Source organism: Sediminibacterium sp. GW821-FHT12F12 (assembly GCF_058806635.1).
Window position 1 is genome coordinate 107,213 of record NZ_JBXAPW010000007.1, and the last position, 18,407, is coordinate 125,619.

At 45.1% G+C, this 18,407-nt stretch carries 14 protein-coding genes; 6 read left to right on the plus strand and 8 right to left on the minus strand.

Going from position 1 to position 18,407, the window contains the following annotated elements; genetic code table 11:
* Positions 1-185: 185 nt before the first annotated feature.
* The 4 genes from AC1RNB_RS11690 (at position 186) to AC1RNB_RS11705 (ending at position 2,954) form a co-directional block, all read left to right on the plus strand.
* Positions 186-530, plus strand: coding sequence for a DUF6370 family protein (locus AC1RNB_RS11690; RefSeq protein ID WP_493082973.1), 345 nt, complete (start codon positions 186-188; stop codon positions 528-530).
* A 175-nt stretch (positions 531-705) separates the two neighbouring features.
* Complete coding sequence (locus AC1RNB_RS11695; RefSeq protein WP_493082975.1) at positions 706-1,176, plus strand: OsmC family protein; 471 nt, start codon at positions 706-708, stop codon at positions 1,174-1,176.
* 3 nt (positions 1,177-1,179) lie between these two features.
* Positions 1,180-1,947, plus strand: a complete 768-nt coding sequence (locus AC1RNB_RS11700) for a GNAT family N-acetyltransferase (protein ID WP_493082976.1) — start codon at positions 1,180-1,182, stop codon at positions 1,945-1,947.
* 56 nt (positions 1,948-2,003) lie between these two features.
* On the plus strand, positions 2,004-2,954 hold the full coding sequence (locus AC1RNB_RS11705; RefSeq protein WP_493082978.1) for an alpha/beta fold hydrolase: 951 nt from the start codon (positions 2,004-2,006) through the stop codon (positions 2,952-2,954).
* Positions 2,955-3,412: 458 nt separating this feature from the next.
* Here AC1RNB_RS11705 and AC1RNB_RS11710 read toward each other — a convergent pair whose 3' ends face one another.
* From AC1RNB_RS11710 to AC1RNB_RS11735, 6 genes are all read right to left on the minus strand, one after another.
* Positions 3,413-4,069, minus strand: coding sequence for a hypothetical protein (locus AC1RNB_RS11710; RefSeq protein ID WP_493082980.1), 657 nt, complete (start codon positions 4,067-4,069; stop codon positions 3,413-3,415).
* Between the two features lie 368 nt (positions 4,070-4,437).
* Positions 4,438-4,884, minus strand: coding sequence for a DinB family protein (locus AC1RNB_RS11715; RefSeq protein WP_493082982.1), 447 nt, complete (start codon positions 4,882-4,884; stop codon positions 4,438-4,440).
* 140 nt (positions 4,885-5,024) lie between these two features.
* Positions 5,025-8,093 carry a VPS10 domain-containing protein gene (locus AC1RNB_RS11720; protein ID WP_493082984.1) on the minus strand — a complete coding sequence of 1,023 codons (3,069 nt, stop codon included), beginning with the start codon at positions 8,091-8,093 and terminating at the stop codon, positions 5,025-5,027.
* Positions 8,094-8,180: 87 nt separating this feature from the next.
* Complete coding sequence (locus tag AC1RNB_RS11725) at positions 8,181-8,624, minus strand: DMT family transporter (RefSeq protein WP_493082986.1); 444 nt, start codon at positions 8,622-8,624, stop codon at positions 8,181-8,183.
* Between the two features lie 125 nt (positions 8,625-8,749).
* Positions 8,750-9,250, minus strand: a complete 501-nt coding sequence (locus tag AC1RNB_RS11730) for a YybH family protein (protein WP_493082988.1) — start codon at positions 9,248-9,250, stop codon at positions 8,750-8,752.
* A 130-nt stretch (positions 9,251-9,380) separates the two neighbouring features.
* Positions 9,381-10,454: an iron-containing alcohol dehydrogenase family protein gene (locus AC1RNB_RS11735; protein ID WP_493082990.1), complete on the minus strand. Its 1,074-nt coding sequence runs from the start codon at positions 10,452-10,454 to the stop codon at positions 9,381-9,383.
* Positions 10,455-10,681: 227 nt separating this feature from the next.
* On the opposite strand from AC1RNB_RS11735, the gene AC1RNB_RS11740 reads away from it, so the two are divergent.
* Together AC1RNB_RS11740 and AC1RNB_RS11745 are read left to right on the plus strand one after the other, a co-directional pair.
* Positions 10,682-11,830: a HEAT repeat domain-containing protein gene (locus tag AC1RNB_RS11740; protein ID WP_493082992.1), complete on the plus strand. Its 1,149-nt coding sequence runs from the start codon at positions 10,682-10,684 to the stop codon at positions 11,828-11,830.
* Entirely contained in the window at positions 11,827-15,432 is a 3,606-nt protein-coding gene (locus tag AC1RNB_RS11745) for a sulfatase-like hydrolase/transferase (protein WP_493082994.1), read from the plus strand. Before AC1RNB_RS11740 ends, AC1RNB_RS11745 begins: the two co-directional genes overlap by 4 nt.
* Here the strand turns inward: AC1RNB_RS11745 and AC1RNB_RS11750 are convergent.
* Together AC1RNB_RS11750 and AC1RNB_RS11755 are read right to left on the minus strand one after the other, a co-directional pair.
* Positions 15,429-16,616: a hypothetical protein gene (locus tag AC1RNB_RS11750; protein ID WP_493082995.1), complete on the minus strand. Its 1,188-nt coding sequence runs from the start codon at positions 16,614-16,616 to the stop codon at positions 15,429-15,431. The genes AC1RNB_RS11745 and AC1RNB_RS11750 overlap by 4 nt on opposite strands.
* Positions 16,598-18,385: a YaiO family outer membrane beta-barrel protein gene (locus AC1RNB_RS11755; RefSeq protein WP_493082997.1), complete on the minus strand. Its 1,788-nt coding sequence runs from the start codon at positions 18,383-18,385 to the stop codon at positions 16,598-16,600. Before AC1RNB_RS11755 ends, AC1RNB_RS11750 begins: the two co-directional genes overlap by 19 nt.
* Positions 18,386-18,407: the final 22 nt, after the last annotated feature.

Below are 18,407 nucleotides of genomic sequence, written 5' to 3' on the forward strand. Positions count from 1 at the left end.
TGAGTAGTTTTGGTTGGCTGTGTTTCGCAAGAAAAGTATTTTTTGTGGCGGGGCAGAATCAAAAAAAGAAGCCTTTTTTTTAAGTAGCGAATTGGTTATCAAAAGAAAAACAACGAATAAAATATTTTTTACGGGTAATAATTTTTTTCAAAAACCTGCTATTTTTTACACACAATAAGATCTATATGAAAATCATGTACGCGCTTTTCTGCCTGGTTATAACCACTACCGGTTTATCTGCCCAGGAAAAAAAACAAGGCACACCCGATAAAACCAAACCCGTACAAACCGTAGAAGCCGCCTGTGGCCAGTGTAAACTGGGCCTGCCCGGTAAAACCTGCGATCTGGCAGTGCGCATCAATGGCAAAGCCTATTTTGTAGAAGGAGTACATATTGATTCGCTTGGCGATGCACATGCAAAAGATGGTTTCTGTAATGCGATCCGTAAAGCCAGGGTACAGGGTGAAGTGGTGAAGGATAAGTTTAAAGCGAGTTATTTTGTATTGGTACCGGAAAAAGAGAAGCCATAAAACACGCTGCCTCAAATATACATATCCGGAAAGGGTAAGGGTATCCTGATAAGTTTTGCTTCGGGCAATACAATAAAATACCAGGTATACAGCAACCTTACATGAACGGTTTTGCCATGAATGGTTTTTTTAGGAATTTTACGTGCCCCTTCACCTTTTCCTTTAAAACCTTTGCATGGAAAAAGAACATCATTATGCCGTAACTACTGAGTGGACGGGTAATACCGGTACCGGTACACAATCTTATCGGTCTTATGAAAGAAGTCATGAGATCAGGGTAGAGAATAAAGCTGGAATACAGGGTTCTTCAGACCCGGCATTTCGGGGTGATAAAACCAAACACAATCCGGAAGACCTGCTGCTGGCTTCTTTATCGGCTTGCCATATGTTATGGTTCCTGCATTTTTGTTCAGAAGCAGAAGTGATCGTTACGGCGTATACAGATCATGCCGTGGGTACGATGGCGGAAACATCTAACGGCAGTGGTCATTTTACAGAAGTGATTTTGCGTCCGCAGGTGGTGGTAACACACGCGTCAATGATCGATACGGCCAATGCTCTGCATACCAAGGCGCACCAGTATTGTTTTATTGCCAACTCAGTTAATTTTCCCGTCAGGCACGAGCCGGCTTGTACCATAGCGTAAGCGATGCAAGAAAAGATCCAGCAAAACTTTACCGAACATGCCCTGCTGATACCGGGAGAAACAAAAGGGATGCGGGTATTCCGACTACCTCATCTCAGTTATGTGGATGCAGGTTTATCCTGCGATACATTCAACATCATTCATATTACCCGTGGTGAAGGGCTGTTGCTGGGAGAGATCCGGGATGCGCTGACCTATTTCCGGGAAAGAAACCTGGCCTATTGTATCTGGATCGCTCAAGAAAACCTCACGGAACAGGTGCAGCATTATTTCAAGACCTTACAGCAGGAAAGAAAAAATGCAGAACCGGGTATGGTAATGGAACTGTCTTTGTACCAACCCGTGTTGTGCGAAAACCATTCGCAGATAGTGGTGGCGAGTGATGTTGCTGCGATAGCTGATTTTGCAGCAGTGATCGCTGCCAACTGGACACCGCCCGATCATCATGTCCGGTTATATTATGAACGAACGGCCGGCACTTATCTTGCTGCAGCCAGCCGGGTGGAATTACTGGTTTACTATGAGGATGGAAAACCCGTTGCCACCATAGAAATTTTTGCTACCGATAAGGATACGGTGGGTTTGTATGCGTTGGCCACCCACGTGTTTTACCGCGGTAAAGGCATTGGCTCTTCGCTGATGTATTTTGCGTTGAACAGGATAAAAGCAAAAGGATACCGGCAGGTAATTCTGCAGGCATCCGAAGATGGTATTGGTATTTACCGGAAACTGGGTTTCAAAGAGCATACAGTTTATTATGAGTATGCCTGAGCCAGATAGTGTTTTTTCAACTGCCTTCTTTGTATCTTATCAACCAAACTCATACTATGCGGTTTATTTTTCGTTGGATAGTCAGATTGGTGGTTTTGTTGCTGGTTGTGGTATTATTGGCCGGCCTGTTCTTTGGTAAAAAAGATCTTCCGGCAGAAAAACTGGTGCAGAAATATGGACAAGCCCCATCGCAGTTCATGAACCTGATGGGCATGCGCGTGCATTACCGTGATGAAGGAAACCGGAATGATACGGTGCCACTGGTATTGATACATGGCACATCTTCTTCCCTGTTTACCTGGGATAGTACCGCTTTACTGCTTGGCCCGCTACGCCGCATCATTCGTTTTGACCTGCCGGGTTTTGCCCTCACGGGTCCGCATCCACAAAGGGATTACAGCATGAACATGTATATCCATTTTGTAGATTCGGTATTGCTCCGGCTGGGCGTTCGTCATTGTGTGATCGCCGGCAACTCGCTGGGTGGTGCCATTGCCTGGCGTTATGCGGTTGGTTACCCCACCAAAGTAAACAAACTGGTGCTGGTGGATGCGGGTGGTTATATACCCAAAGAAAAAATAGACCTGCCGCTGGGTTTCCGACTCGCAAAAATGCCGGTAGTGAATAATGTAGTTAAATGGATCACCCCCAAACAGCTGGTACGGAAAAGCGTGGAAGATGTGTATGGAAACAAACGTCGTGTTACAGATGCATTGGTAGATCTGTATTCTGATATGACCTTACGTGCAGGCAACCGGCAGGCGCTGATAGACCGGATGCAACTGGGTTTGGGCGAAGATGCTTCCGCGCAGATCCGAACGATACAGATTCCCACACTGATTGTATGGGGCGACCAGGATCATTTGATACCGGTGTCTCATGCTGCCCTGTTTCATAAAGATATTAAGGGAAGTGAACTGATCATATTAAAAGGAATCGGGCATGTGCCGATGGAAGAAGCGCCGTGGGATTTTGCGCGGGCGTTGGTTCCGTTTTTGCAAAAATGAGAACTGATAGATGTTGCTCAGCAGACCAATATCGAGGGAATCCATCAACTATACATAACACCCGGGACTAAAGTCCCGGAGTCAATAGAGAAGTAGTGCTTTTATCCACGCCCTGAAGGGCGTGGATAAATTATCTGACCGTAGCATTGTCAATTACCTTATGATTCATTTGAATTATAGCAACGATTGAGTGTATTTACCCGGTCTCGCTATTTTACGATTCACCAATCGCACATAAGCACAGCATAAAAATTATACTTGCCGCGCCCTTCAGGGCGTGGATAAAAATTTCCCTACAAGACTATATTATCGGGCTTCAGCCCGCAGTACCATAACCATTAGCATGCCAGTGTACTCTATCTGTTCGGGTTCTCCGAAAAGTCTTCTTCTTCGTTGAGAGACTTCGAGAAAAACAGAAGTAGTGGATAGGTTGTTGGTCAGGCGACCAATATCGGCAATTATCTTTGTTGTGATTTGGTAGGTAAATAATATTGAATTCCCAAGGCCGGTGTAATGGCAAGAAATGAAGTGTTATCATATTTTCCAAAACGATGCTCCAGCTCCAGCAATCGGAAGGTAATAGCTGTGGCGGTGCTGATGGTATAGTTAAAGGTCAAAGAAAGACCTGCTCTCGCAACATATCCGTAGTTGGTGCCACGCTCAATGGTTATACCAATCGGGTTTCCGTCTTGATATAATGCACTGTTACTGGCATATTTATTTTTAAGATAATGAAGGAAGATTCCGGGTACAAATTTTAGTCTGGACCCCCATTTTGCGCGGTATTCAGAAAATACACCAATAGAATGGTAGGTATCTTTCGTCGTTCCAGCTTCCGTCCAATTAGATCCTCCTTGCTGCAAAGGCGATCGTCCGGAAAAAGATTGTTTATAGATTAGATAACTATACTCGATTCCCAATGCCAACTTATTTTTATCGAGGTAGCCAACTCTCACATTCCCGATAAAGGGGTGCGAATGCAAGTCATTAGCATTGGTGCTCCATTTAAACACCCCGACTGCCACTTCGGCAAAAAATGTCTTTTTATTCTGTTGTGCATTAGATAAGCAAGTCAAAGCTACCAGGTAAGTCACTAAAAAAATTCTGGTAATCATTGGGTTTAAAGATAAAGGACAAAATGAACAATAAGGTATTTACCCAGAGCCTGTCTCTTATTTAGTACGCTCTTTTTCCTTTTTAGAAATTTTATACCTGAATATCGAAGCTAAGATCAGACCCGGAATCAGCAGTGTAAGGAAAAACAATAGATAATTATCATCTTCTCCCGGAAAGAGTTTCTCATATACTGCTGAGAAAACAAATGTAGAAAGAGAGTGGAGAATTACGAACCAGGCAATTTCTTTCCTGTATATCAGTAGTTTGTTTTTCACAATAAAAGGAGGTTGCTGGTGTGTATGTTAAAAATACAAAATCTAGTTTATGGAAGTTGCCAAATGTTTGCATTCTCTTCTAACAACCTTCATCAGGATGCCAATGCGATCTCTATCTGTTTGATATGATCAAAATTATGCTGGGCCACTTTATCAAATTCCTGTTGTAATGTGCGGATGCCGGCGGCGGTATGGAAGAATGTTTTCTGCTCCGAACCCGCATAGTGTTTTTCGGCCAGGTAAATGATGGAGGTTCTGACAGCGGCAAAAACAGCTTTGCTGATGGCCAAGGGATACGTGTTATAATCCAGTTGTTCACTCCAGCGTTCCTGGTCAAACACCACCACAAAGGGATGCAGTTCTGCAATGGCCCTGCGGATCCTTTCGTTTAATACGATCTCTGTATCGGCCAGGTGGTTCAGGATCTGCCGGATGGACCATTTGCCGGGACCATAGCTTTTATCTAGCTCCGATTCGGGCAGGTCGTAAAAAGCCAGTGTTTTATCGCGGGTAATCTTGAGGAGTTCGATGGTTTCCATATAAAAATATTGTGGTTGTTGTGAATGATGTTTGCTGGTGGTTGTTGTCAGGCGATCAGCAACGGCGGGGTAAAATAAAAAAGAAATCTCCGGTTGTGGAGATTTCTTTTTCTTAGTTCCGATATCGGAGCAACAATATATTATTTCTGCAATGCTGCGATCTGTTTGCTGAGCGCATTCCATTTGTCCTGCAATTCTTTTAACTGTACCTGCACCTGGCTCACACCGCTCACCATTTGCGTAGTGGGTGGCATATCTGTTTCGTGCAACATAGACAGTAAAGAAGCAAAGCCGGATTCAGCACTGCCGAAAGTGGCTACTGGTCCACCGCCACCTCTTCTGCCCCGGGAAGCACCTTCGAGTGCAGCGAGTTCCTGTTCCAGTTGGGTGATGGTTTCTTTGCTGGTGCCGGCTTTGTTCAGCAGGGCCTTCAGTTGTTTACCTGCTAAGCTGATTTCTTCTTTGGCTTTACGTGCGGCCAGTCTGCCTTCGTAACATACTACCGATAAACGGTGTTGCTGCTGCAGGCCGGCGATACTGGTAGTAACACGTGGATCCATTTTTACGGTCAGTGGTTGGGAAAATGTTCTTCCATTCACCGTCAACTTCACGGTGTAGGTTCCCGGCAACACCCAGGGCGAATTTTTTTCGGGTGCTGTGTTTTGATAAATCGCCGTCATTGGGAAAGAAACCGGTTCATCGATGGGCGTATAATGCATGTCCCACAAAAAACGGTGTGAACCTGCTTCAGCCGACAGGATCTGTTGCGGGCGGATCCAGTACAAAGGAATATTCACTTCGGGGATCTCATAAGGTTTATCGAGGCTGCTGTATCTGCGTACAGATTTACCCGCAGCATCAACAATCTCCAGGGTTACTTCGCCTTGCGCTTTTTCTGCGAGATAATAGTTGATGATGGCACCATCGGGCGGGTTTTGTCCGCCGGGTTCTTCCTGCGGTATCGGCGTATCCGTATTCATGTTCCAGCGAACGCGGATAGCGGTTTGTGGTTTATAGAGCAGGGCTTTTTCGGCAGCGAGGTTGGCGCTGATCTGTCGCAGCGGTGTAATATCATCCATGATCCAGAAACCACGGCCATGGGTACCGAGAACGAGATCATCATCCTTGATCACGAGATCGCGGATAGAAGTAGCGGGCATATTCAGGCGCAGTGATTGCCAGTGTTCCCCATCATCAAAAGATACATACACGGCATTTTCAGAACCCGCATACAATAATCCCTTTCGTTTAGGATCTTCCCGTACTACGTTAATAGGTTCGTTGGCGGGCAACCCGTTGGTAATGCGTTGCCAGGTTTTACCACCATTATGTGTTTTGTAAGCATAAGGCTGCATATCATCGCAGCGGATGCGGTTTACGGCAGCATATACTGTGTTGTTATCAAAATGCCCGGCATCCATCAAAGAGATCTTACTCCAGGAAGTGATCTCTGGCGGTGTTACATTTTTCCAGTTTTTTCCCCCATCACGGGTAACCTGTATATAACCATCATCTGTTCCGGCCCAGATGGTGTTGATGTCCTGGTAGGATGGTGCCACCGTATATACTACGCCACGCCGCGGCATTTTTTTCATGTCTTCACTGGTGTAAATACCTACACTGGCCGGAACGTCCCAGCTTTCGCGGGTAAGATCAGGACTGATGGTTTGCCAGCTGTTACCACCATCACGTGTTTTAAAGATCACATTACCGGCAAAGTATAAGGTTTTGGGATCGATGGGCGAGAACAGCACGGGCGCAGTTCTTACAAAACGATATTTACCACTGCGTACCGCTTCGGGTGCAATATTCTGTACCTGGCCGGTGCGTTTATCGTATTTGGTAATCTTACCTCCATAAATAATATTCGGATCCAGCGGATCGGGTGCCACATATCCATATTCCTCCACGCCCACCGGGTGCCAGTCGCGGAAACTGATCTGCCCGTCGTTGCCCCGCGAAGTAATACCCACTGAACCACTCTCCTGTTGTCCGCCATATACATTGTACGGAAACTGGTTATCGGTGCTCACATGATAGAACTGCGCCGTTGGCTGATTGTAAAAAGAAGAAAAGGTTTCGCCACCATTCACGGTTACAATACCACCCTGGTCCAGTGCAATGAGCATGATCTTTGGGTTGAGTGGGTTGATCCAGATACGGTGATAATCATCTCCACCCGGTGCACCACGGAAACCGGTCCAGGTTTTGGCCCCGTCAACTGATTTCCAGGTAACCACGTTGGCACTGTACACGATATCGGCATTGGTGGGGTCTACTTTTACTTCGGCAAAATCGCTGCCCCTGCCCCAGTACCGGCCATCGCTGCTCATCAGCTGCCAGCTTTCGCCTGCATCATCGCTGCGATAGATGCCCCCATACCTGCCCGCATCTACGGTTGCGTATAAGCGGTTGCTGTTAGTAGGTGCAATGCCAAAACCAATACGACCTAATCCCTGTGCAGGGGTAGGTAATCCTTTGGTTAAGTGTTTCCATGTTTTACCACCATCGGTAGATTTATAAAGGCCGCTTTCGGGTCCGTTCCATTGCCCGTTTTCCCAGGGCCCCTGTCTGCCGGCCCATAAATCTGCATATAAAATATCTGAATTATTGGGATCGAAGCTGATCTGTACGGCACCGGTATTCTCATCTTTATACAATACACGCTCCCAGGTATTACCACCATCGAGGCTTCTGTATACGCCGCGTTCGGTATTGGGTCCGTAGGGATGCCCCAGTACCGCTACAAAAACACGGTTTTCGTTTTTGGGATCTATCGCGATGCCACCGATCTGCTGGCCATCTTTCAGTCCCATGTTTTTCCAGGTCTTACCGGCATCGGTTGATTTATACACCCCATCGCCTACAGACAGATCGGGTCGTTGAATGCCTTCTCCGCAACCCACATATACTACGTTGGGATTGGATTCAGCAACAGCGATATCGCCTACCGATCCGGTACCCATCCGGTCGAAAATGGGTTTCCAGGTGCGGCCATAGTCGTTGGTTTTCCATACGCCACCGTTATTGACACCAATATAAAATACACTGGGTTGCGTAGGCACGCCAACGGCACCTACGGTACGGCCACCACGGTGTGGACCAATCATGCGCCATTGCATGCTGTTAAATAAGGATGGAGAAAAAGGTTGTGCTTCGGCCAATACAAAGGCAGTAAGGCAAAGAAACAGGGCAGTTAATTTTTTCATGAGTGGGAAAGTTGTTTAGGGAGGCTGTTAAATTACAGTATTCGCAGACAGAAAAAAAACCGCCACAGTAATTACTGTGGCGGTTCGCTATTTTTTTACAACGAGGTAGGCGCCCGTTACGAGCAACACAACCCCGAATACTTTGACCCAACTGATCTGGTTTTGCGGAAAACCGAGTACACCAAAGTGATCATACAATAAAGCTACTACGAACTGCCCGGCAATGACCATGGCAAATACATTGGCAGATCCGAGGCGCGGTACGGCATAGATGATGGCCGTTACAAAAAAAGCTCCCAGCACACCGCCACTGTATTTATAGAGTTCAATACTCTTCAGCTCTGCCAAAGAGGGAACGGGTTGTTTGGTGGTAACAATGATCAATCCCAACAACAGCGTACCTACGAGAAAAGAAATGAAAGCGGCCACCCAGGGATTGTTAACGGCAAAGCGTAACTGGCTGTTAACCCCGGCCTGCGTGGTAATGGTTAAACCCGCCAGTACGGGCAGGAGGTAGAAGAAGTATTTCATGGTACTAAGATAATCAGAAACGATTTTCAGTACTTTTTTGTGTGATCGGTTTTCGCAAAGAAGAACGATCGCTAAAAAAAGAGCCTTTGTGAACCATCACAAAGGCTCTGGCAGGAATGTTATTTTTATTTTTTGATCATCGGCGGTGGTGGTGGCGCCGGCATATCGCTGTTGAAGATATCGCGGTATTTTTTCCATTTGCCGTCTTCTTTTTTCCAGGTAACAATGTATTTACCTTTTTCCATAGAAGCCCCTTCGTTGGTGAACATTTCGTAAGTACCTTCTTCAGAAACCAGATCGGCGTTACCGATTACTTCTGTTACTGTTAATGTCAGGTTCCGGATACCCATCTGATACATCCCATTGAACAAAGAAGTAATTGCCTGCGTGCCGCAGGATTTAGGCATATTGGCCGGCATTATACAACCATCTTTGGTGTAAGAAGCGGCAACGGCAACGGAGTCGCCTTTTTTCATGGCAGCTACAAATGCTGCATTGTTGGCATCAATGTCTGCTTTTGCAGAATCCAGGTTAAAAGCAGTGGCCAAGGCTTCTTTGGTTCCGGCCGAATCGCCGCAGGAAGCAAAGAGGAAGGCAGAAAACAAAACAAAGCATAGTTTTTTCATGTGCGAGATTTTTGTGTCTCACAAGCTACTGATTGCATTCGAATTATACAAGGGGGGGCTAAATGCTTAACGCCTAACGCGGAACGCTTGTTTTTGCGTTCCGCGTTAGGCGTTAAGGGTTCTGCGTGTATTACAGTTTTTCGTAGATGGCTCGCAGTTTTTCGCGGGTCATGATCTTTTCCCATTCTTTGCCGAGGGCATTCTCCCAGAGGGGTTTCATGCCCAGGGATACGTTCATCATCTTATCAAAATCCTCCTCCGACAAACCTTTGCAGATGCCCTGCGGTATCTCGATCTTATTTTTTTCCACCATGTATTTGAATTCCTTTACACCGGCGGGATAATATTCTTCGAGGTGGTTCATCACAATACAGTTACCAATACCGTGTTTGGTACCGAGCAGGTAACTCAGTCCATAACTCACTGCATGCGCCACGCCCACCTGCGAATAAGCAATACTCATACCACCGGCATAAGAAGCCATCATCAGCTGGTCATCGCAGGCATCATCCCAATGGTCTTTTTCTACAAACACTTTCTGGCATAACTGCAGGGCTTTTTCGCCATAACTTTTGCTAAACTCGTTCAGGAATGTGCCTTCCAGGCTTTCAATACAGTGGATATAACAATCCATACCCGTGTAAAAACGCTGGTTTACGGGGGCGTCTTTGGTTAATTCGGGGTCGAGTACGATCTGGTCGAAAGGAGTAAAATCGCTGTTCATACCCAGTTTGCGGGTAGGGCCGGTTAATACGGTGGTTCGACTCACTTCGGCGCCGGTGCCGCTTAAGGTGGGTATACCGGCTTTGTAAACACCGGGCTGTTTTACAAGGTCCCATCCCTGGTAGTCGGCAGAAGAGCCGGGGTTGGTCATCATCAATGAAACGGCTTTGGCCAGGTCCATGGCCGAGCCACCACCGATACCGATGACACCGCTGATGGTACCGAACTCGTTCTTCAATTGCTGGGCCAGTGTATCAACCTGTGTGGTTTTGGGTTCGTAGGTAACATCCACGAATACAATCTTATCTTTTCCGCGCAGTGGGATGCGGTTAACAAGGGGTTTGTTTTCGAAAAAATGATCCACCAGAAAAATCATGGGGGCGTTTCCTTTTCGCTGGGGTGCCAGGATCTCATCTAACTGGTTAAAACAGCCTCGGCCATACACCACATAACTGACCATCTTAAAATTCCGGAATTGCATAGTTGATTATTTTACAGACAGGGGCGCTGCCGGCAACTGTCTTTTTTCGAGAATCTGTATCTACTTGCAAACCTACTCCAGATAGAACGATTTTCAAACTGCCGGCCGGTAAATGTGAATAGTTATCTGTGCAGCGAAAAGTTCTCCCTGACGATAAGAAATGAACCAAAATCACATGGTTTAACCTAACTTTAAAGTACCGGCAATTCTGACTGCTGATAGCTGAAATGGTTTGGAACTTCCCTACAACATATCTTTCTTTTATACCGGAGAGCAGCCTGTTACGGTCTACCGTAATGGATACGATAGAAAAGTATATGTCGCCCAACATGTTGTTAAAAGGCGCAGAGATTCTGTCTATTGGCATTGCAATAGTAGTGGTGGCGATATATGTTTACCTCTTTAATCAGAAACGTAATTTCTTTTATACCCAGCGTATCCGGAAATACATTGAAGAGTGGATCACACAGGTGATCATGGAAGAGGATGTGGATACGCCCACCCTGATCCGAAATTTCAAACGTATTCTCATTAATAAACATGCCCGTCAGTTTGCGATCAATGAGCTCATTTCCTGTAAGAAGAATTTTTCAGGTGGGGTTACGGATAATATCGTTTCCCTGTATGTTGCGCTGGGCTTTAAAGAAGATTCGCTGGCTAAACTGCGTAATACCACCCGATGGCATATTAAAGCCAGGGGTATACAGGAGCTGTACCTGATGGAGCAGCAGGATATTCTGAAAACGATTTATAAGAACACCAATAGTACCAATGAATTTGTGCGGATGGAAGCACAGACGGGTGTGATTCATTTAACGGGATTTCCCGGTCTGCGTTTTCTCGATGTGATCTCTTACCCGCTGACTGAATGGCAACAGTTGAAATTACTGGAGCAGTTACGTTTATACCCGAAGAAAGAAGATCTGTCAGACAAAATTCCTGCCTGGCTGCATGCTGCCAATACTACGGTTGTGGTGTTTGCGCTGAAACTGGCCGATGAATACCAGGTATTTGCTGTTCGGCATGATGTGATACAATGTTTGGTGCATGCAGATAACCAGGTTCGTACACAGGCGTTGAAAACACTGGTAAGACTGGCCGATGAGGAAACACCTAATATATTGCTCGGTTATTTCAACAAAGAATCTTTGATCAACCGCCTCTATATACTGGATGCAATGCGCTCATTGGCAACAGAGGCAGACGCGAATTTTATAGAGAGTTTACTGGATGACGAAAACGACACTATTAAACTGAAAGCTGCACTTGTACTCGTGTCGATCTCGGATAGCGGGATGGCGGTGATAGAAAAAAGAAGCCTCCTGCAACCTGAACCATTTGAGCGGATTTACCGACATATAAAAACGGCCTCATGAACTGGGATAGTATATCCACTTTTCTGTTTAATTTTCTTACCTACGGAATATTCCTGTATTCCTTCCTGCTGTTATTGTCGTATATACTGATCGGTTTGTATTCTATCGGCGAAACGCGCCGGTATATGTGGAAGAACAGTTTTACCGATTACCGGGTACTGGCCAGTTCTGTGCATGCCCCATCGGTAAGTATACTCGCACCGGCCTATAACGAAGGAAAAACAGTGGTAGAGAATGTACGCTCGCTGCTTTCGATCTATTACGCTAATTTGGAAGTAATCATTATCAATGATGGCAGTAAGGATGATTCGCTCGCTCGGCTGATTGCGGCATATGATCTGGAGAAGACAGATATTTTTGTACATCAGCAGATTCCCACTAAAACCATACGAGGTGTTTATAAAAGCAGGAACAGCATTTATAACAAACTGATTGTAGTTGATAAAGAGAATGGAGGTAAAGCGGATGCTTTGAATGTAGGCATCAATGTGTCTTCCAATAATTATCTCGTTTGTATTGATGTAGACTGTATTCTTGAGCAGGATGCATTGCTGAAAATGGTGAAACCCTTTCTGGAGCAAACTAATAAAAGGGTAATTGCCACGGGTGGTGTGGTGCGGATTGCCAACTCCTGTGTAATTGAAGACGGGCGATTGATTAAAGTTAAGCTGGCCGAAGACTATCTGCCCCGTATTCAGATTCTCGAATACATTCGGGCTTTTATTCTGGGTAGAATGGCCTGGAGCCGGATGAATGGATTAATGCTGATCTCGGGCGCATTTGGTGCGTTTGATAAAGAGATTGCCATTAAATGCGGGGGATATAATCATAATACGGTAGGAGAAGATATGGAACTGGTGGTACGGATGCGCCGGTACATGGAAGAACGGAAGGAGAAGTATGTAGTTACCTATATTCCCGATCCACTCTGCTGGACAGAAGCGCCGGCTACTTTTAAGATCCTGGGTCGCCAACGCAATCGCTGGATCCGCGGAACCTACGAAACATTGATGCTGCATAAGCGGATGTTCTTTAATCCTTCCTACGGATTATTGGGTATGCTGAGTTATCCGTACTGGTTCTTTTTTGAATTATTGGCACCCATTATTGAGTTCTCGGGAATCATCTTTTTTGTCTTTTTTGCCTGGTTCGGATATATTGATTGGGATTTCTTTTTCTCTTTCCTGGTTTTCATTGTGTGTTTCGGGTACCTCTATTCCTCTTTCGCGATTTTGATGGAAGTGCTCACATTTAACCAGTATAAGAGACGGATCGATATACTCCGCCTGCTGCTGACAGGTATGACCGAACCTTTTTATTACCATCCCTTTGTGGTATGGAGTGCCATCAAGGGATATCTTGATCTCATTAAAAAGAAAAAAGGCTGGGGCGAAATGACGCGGCAGGGTTTTGCACAGAAAAAAACAGTTGTTACCCCACAACCTGCTCCGGCATTGGTGCAGCTTACGGATGTGGCACTTACTACCACAACACCAGACCCTGTTACACCGCCACTTCCGCATGAAGAGCACAAAGAATCGGTATGGATTGTACAGCGAACCATTATTCCGGCAATTATCCGGGCGGCCACATTTATAACCCAGTCGTTCAGGTCTTATATCAACCATGCCCTGGTTCTTTTATTACTATTACTGGTGGCAAGGGGCTACGAGCTGGTATATGAACTGATCAAACACGGAACACCGGATTTATTTGGTAAAGTGGTTTTAATCGGTTTAGCAAAAGACCTGGTTTTCTTTTTGCAATTAGGTGCCGTGTTTTACCCGGTTTTTGCTTTGTGTTATCTGCTGCATAAAAAACTGGCACAGATTGTTTTTATTGTTGTGTCTGTGATATTGTTACTGATACAATTACTCCTGTCAGAATATTTTATTACAACACTGGTGCCATTGGGGGCAGACCTCTGGGGATATTCCATTGCAGATATCCGGCAAACAGTGGGTGCATCAGGAGGTGTAAAACCGGCCATGATACTGTTATTGCTGGCCATGCTGTCATTACTGAGCACCGCATTTATTTATTTACCTCAAAAAATAAAACTAAGGGGTCTGCCATTATTTGTTTTTTTCCTCGCATTTATACTGGTGTTAACTACAGACGGATCAAAAGAAATAGCAAAATGGTTGCCCGGTAAAGAGCATAGTAATAATATTTCACTGAATAAGTCGCAGCATTTTTTCCAGGCTTCTTATGAACATTTCTTTCCGCAGGCACCTGAAGAAGATATTTATTCGGATCGGTATTCGGGCGATTATGCTATCAGTTCGGCTGATGCAAAACAGTTTGGATACAACTATGTGGATGAAAAAAGCTATCCTTTTCTGCACAGTGTAGATAGTTCGAAAGATGTTTTATCGCCCTATTTTATCCCGGCAGAAACACCCCCCAATATCGTAATTCTGCTGGTAGAGGGACTTGGCAGGGCTTTTAGCAACAAAAGCGCTTATCTCGGAAACTTTACACCGTTTATCGATTCTCTATCGCAGCATAGCCTGTACTGGGAAAATATGCTGAGTGAAGGGGGAAGAACTTTTGCGGCCCTGCCCTCTGTACTTTCATCCATACCTTTTGCCAGAAACGGGTTTTCTGAACTGGGAGAGGAAATGCCCCTGCATTTATCTCTGCTGAACCTGCTGAAACATAACGGGTATAAAACCTCTTTTTATTACGGTGGCGATTCGCATTTCGACAACATGGATCTTTACCTGAAAAAAAATGCGATTGATGAACTGAATGACGAAAAAAACTTTCCGCAGGGATACACCAAAATGCCTGCACAGAACGGTTTTTCATGGGGCTATGGAGATAAAGAACTGTTCAGGCGTTTTTTAAACACACAGAAAGTTACCGGCCAGCCCTATTTTTCTTTGGTGTTAACGGTTTCAACACATAGTCCGTTTCAGATCAACGAACAGGAAAGATACCTTGCCAGATTAGAAAACCGGATGACTGAACTGGGCATGTCTGAAAAACAAAAAGCAGAATGCAGAAGGTATAATAAGCAGTATGCGAGTATTCTCTATACAGATGATGCCATCAGAGATTTTATGGATCAGTACAGGAGAAGACCGGATTTTGCGAACACTGTGTTCTTCATTACCGGAGATCACCGCATGCCGGAAATACCGATGAGCACCAAAATAGACCGTTATCATGTGCCCCTGCTTGTATACTCACCCCGATTGGCGAGGGTGGCTAAAATTTCATCCGTATCAACGCATTTTGATATTGCACCCAGTATGCTTGCCTGGCTGAAGAAAAGCTATCACCTGCAGCTACCGGATACAGTAGCCTGGATGGGTAGTGGACTGGATACTGTGCGGCCGTTCCGGAATATTCATGCGTATCCTATTATGCAGACAAAAACAGACCTGATTGATTTTGTGATGGGCGACCAACTGCTGAATGGCAATGATCTTTACAAGATCAGTAGCAATATGGATCTTGAACCCGATGGTAATGAAGCTAAAAAGAATGAACTACGGGCAGCATTTAACAGGTTCAAAGAAAAAAACGAACGCTTTTTAAAAAGCCGGAAAGTGGTTCCGGACAGCCTTCTGCGGAAGTATCTGCCCCGTTAATGGTGCAGGCCGGTTTTATAATAATCATTCAGAATAGTGGTCACCAGCGGCTGGTATACATTCCAGAAAAAGCCATTCCGGTCAAGCGGGTCACGCCGGTTATACAGAAAGGATTTAAAGTGTGGCATTCCCCGAAAATAGGAAGAAGTTAACCTGATAGGATTATCGGCAAAATCTGCAGAGAAATAAAAGAAACGGTAATCGCTGTTAACATGTGCCGTTATAGCCGGGAAAACCGTTGATAAGCCATATTTCGTCATTTCGTATTTTCCTGCATCATTCACATCAATTTTGAATTGGGAGATCTCCTGGTTCAGCCGTTTATCTGGTATGATTACATCAAACCAGAACGAATAATGAATGGTGGCCGGTAATCCATAATGTTGCTGCGCCTCCCTGCCCGAAATAATCTGCGGAAATGGTTGGAGTAAGTGGGTGCCCGCTTCCAGAATCAGGATCCTGTCATCTGAATTCACAAAAGCAATCCCGCCTTTGTTGAACGGCCATTTTCCTTTGTGTTGCTTTTTATAAAGATCAACCAGCCAGCGCGGCAATTCTTTGTTGCGGCTTGTATCAAAAGAATCAAAATAACGGCCAATCCATTTTGTCCATTTGATACCAAAGGTTTTTTCAAAACCAGCTCTTACAGATGAATCGGTTGGCGAGGCCAGGCAGTTAAACTCTGTGATGATGAGTTTGTGTGTAGCCTGCATCTGTTGAATAAAATACAGATCCTGCCGGCTCATACCGCCATATACCATTCCTGAGCGGGCTTTGTCATCGCCCTCATGATACCATTCGTTGTTATAGATTCCGTAAGTATCTGTGAGGTAGGCAACATCTACATCACGACTTAACTGCTGCAGCCTGTTGTTGGAGAAACGTTCCAGACCCTTTAGCTGGTATTTATTATTATCCAGCGGGAAAAAACCAAAATAGTCTTTTTCGCGGTTATAGAGTTCTGTATTTTTTTTGGAGAATTTTTCCTGGTTCAATACCCAGTTAAGAGAAATATGTTCCTGTCCCTTGGTGGTTAACACCGTTTTATCGATAATGGCTACTACCAGTACTCTTTTTTCTGTGAGTAACCAGGCGAGCCATAACCAGAAAGGGGTTAGTAACAACAGCAGCAGCAGTGTGCGTAGAATACCGGATATGCTGACTTTTAAAAACGGCGTAGCCATCCTATACTGATTTGGTATTGATTGCCCTTTTCCTGCGGACGGTACTCCTGATTAAACCAGCTGCCATCGATGCTGATGACACTGAAACGGGAAACCTTCTTTTTAAAACTGAGCCCTGCTTTATAGGATACCAAACGGATAGAACCATCCAGCTGGATGGAGTTTAAACGGTCGTCGGGAGAAATACCATAACCCACATTGAACCCGATCATATCATCTGCTGTAGCAAAATAATACCTGGCCGATGCATTGTAAGAACTGGAAACGGTACTGGTAAAATTACTGGGGGTGAGATAGGTTCTTACACCAAATAACCAGCTCTTATAATATTTACCGAGGTATGCGGTATAAATCCAGGTAGGATCGCCGGAAAATTTAAGGTAACGGAATCCCAGTTCTCCCTCAAAACTTTTGGGCAGGTTGGCATAGAGTGAAAAACCACCACGCCAATTGGGGAACACACCTATATTATCTGAGAAACCAATACTTACATACGAGTAAAAGGTATTTGATATACGCGGGTAGGCTTCCAGCTCATATTGCACTCCATTCTCTTTAAAACGGTTGGCAAAATTAACCCGGCCCGTAACCGAGCCAATACCTGTGGTACGTGTGTAATCAACACTGGCAAGATGCCAGGGATCTGCAAATTGTTTGTCGAAATACACATAATCATAACTTAACCCGATCTTGTTCTTATAAGAAGATTCTTTGATCCTGTTGGCGAGCGAACGGGCTTCACTGTTATTATGATTAATGTGTAATGCGCGGTCAACCGCCACCTGCGCTTCTGTATAACGGCGGGCGGCATTTAATACTTTGGCTTTTCTTACCCAGAGGTTTTCTGATTCAGGATGATATTTCAAAGCCTCTTCTGTAACAGCGAGTGCTTTTGTATAATCATCGTTCCAGTATTCCAGATCAATTAATGCAACAGAAGCATCTTCATAATCTGGACTACTCTTTAATACTCCATTGAAATAATACCGGGCACTATCGTACGATTTTGTCCAGGTATGAATTCTTCCGAGAAAAATTTTAATATCAGCATAACCCGGACTGATATGCAAAGCCTTGTACAGGCGGTATTTTGCCAGTTCATAATTGTTATCATCAAAAGCGGCTTTGCGGGCCAGTACCAATAAGCCGTCTGCCGAGAGGCTGTCCTGGTTAACAATATTTTCCTGTTTGGTTACAAGGATAATACTATCCGGTTTCGCGGTTTGTTTGGCTTCGCGCATGGTTTTGGCAAGGTCCAGTGCTTCTTTATTGGCGGGATTCAGCAGCAGCAATTTCTGCAAAGCCCGATCGGCTTCTTCTGTACGGGAAAGCGCATTCAGGGTTTTGGCTTCTCTGAACATGAGCGCTTCTGAACCGGGATTGTTCTTTAAGCCTTTACGGCAGATCTCCAGCGAACGTTCATACTGATCACTGAAATATTCGAGATCGGCATAAGCAATATTGGCGTCTTCGTAATCAGGCCGTGCAGCCAGTACCTGTTGAAAGCAGATCCGCCCACTGTCATAGTTTTTGGTCCAGGTGTGAATTCTTCCCAAAAAAATCCGGATATCTGCGTAGTCGGGACTGATTCGCAGGGCTTTGTATAGATAAGCTTTTGCTTTGGGATAATTGTTTTCATCGAACGCCGCCTTACGGGCCGCTACCAGTAAACCATCAGCACTGGTAGTATCCTGTGCATACAGCGCATTACCCATCAACAAGGGGAAGAGCAGGGTAACGAGGGTTCTCCATTTTACGGTACGGATCATGCACACGGGGTATTTGTGAACA

Excerpts from the sequence above, each read along its gene's own strand:
- AC1RNB_RS11690 (WP_493082973.1), top strand. The coding sequence starts at position 186 with ATGAAAATCATGTACGCGCTTTTCTGCCTGGTTATAACCACTACCGGT.
- AC1RNB_RS11695 (WP_493082975.1), top strand. The coding sequence starts at position 706 with ATGGAAAAAGAACATCATTATGCCGTAACTACTGAGTGGACGGGTAAT.
- AC1RNB_RS11700 (WP_493082976.1), top strand. The coding sequence starts at position 1,180 with ATGCAAGAAAAGATCCAGCAAAACTTTACCGAACATGCCCTGCTGATA.
- AC1RNB_RS11705 (WP_493082978.1), top strand. The coding sequence starts at position 2,004 with ATGCGGTTTATTTTTCGTTGGATAGTCAGATTGGTGGTTTTGTTGCTG.
- AC1RNB_RS11710 (WP_493082980.1), bottom strand. The coding sequence starts at position 4,069 with ATGATTACCAGAATTTTTTTAGTGACTTACCTGGTAGCTTTGACTTGC.
- AC1RNB_RS11715 (WP_493082982.1), bottom strand. The coding sequence starts at position 4,884 with ATGGAAACCATCGAACTCCTCAAGATTACCCGCGATAAAACACTGGCT.
- AC1RNB_RS11720 (WP_493082984.1), bottom strand. The coding sequence starts at position 8,093 with ATGAAAAAATTAACTGCCCTGTTTCTTTGCCTTACTGCCTTTGTATTG.
- AC1RNB_RS11725 (WP_493082986.1), bottom strand. The coding sequence starts at position 8,624 with ATGAAATACTTCTTCTACCTCCTGCCCGTACTGGCGGGTTTAACCATT.
- AC1RNB_RS11730 (WP_493082988.1), bottom strand. The coding sequence starts at position 9,250 with ATGAAAAAACTATGCTTTGTTTTGTTTTCTGCCTTCCTCTTTGCTTCC.
- AC1RNB_RS11735 (WP_493082990.1), bottom strand. The coding sequence starts at position 10,454 with ATGCAATTCCGGAATTTTAAGATGGTCAGTTATGTGGTGTATGGCCGA.
- AC1RNB_RS11740 (WP_493082992.1), top strand. The coding sequence starts at position 10,682 with ATGGTTTGGAACTTCCCTACAACATATCTTTCTTTTATACCGGAGAGC.
- AC1RNB_RS11745 (WP_493082994.1), top strand. The coding sequence starts at position 11,827 with ATGAACTGGGATAGTATATCCACTTTTCTGTTTAATTTTCTTACCTAC.
- AC1RNB_RS11750 (WP_493082995.1), bottom strand. The coding sequence starts at position 16,616 with ATGGCTACGCCGTTTTTAAAAGTCAGCATATCCGGTATTCTACGCACA.
- AC1RNB_RS11755 (WP_493082997.1), bottom strand. The coding sequence starts at position 18,385 with ATGATCCGTACCGTAAAATGGAGAACCCTCGTTACCCTGCTCTTCCCC.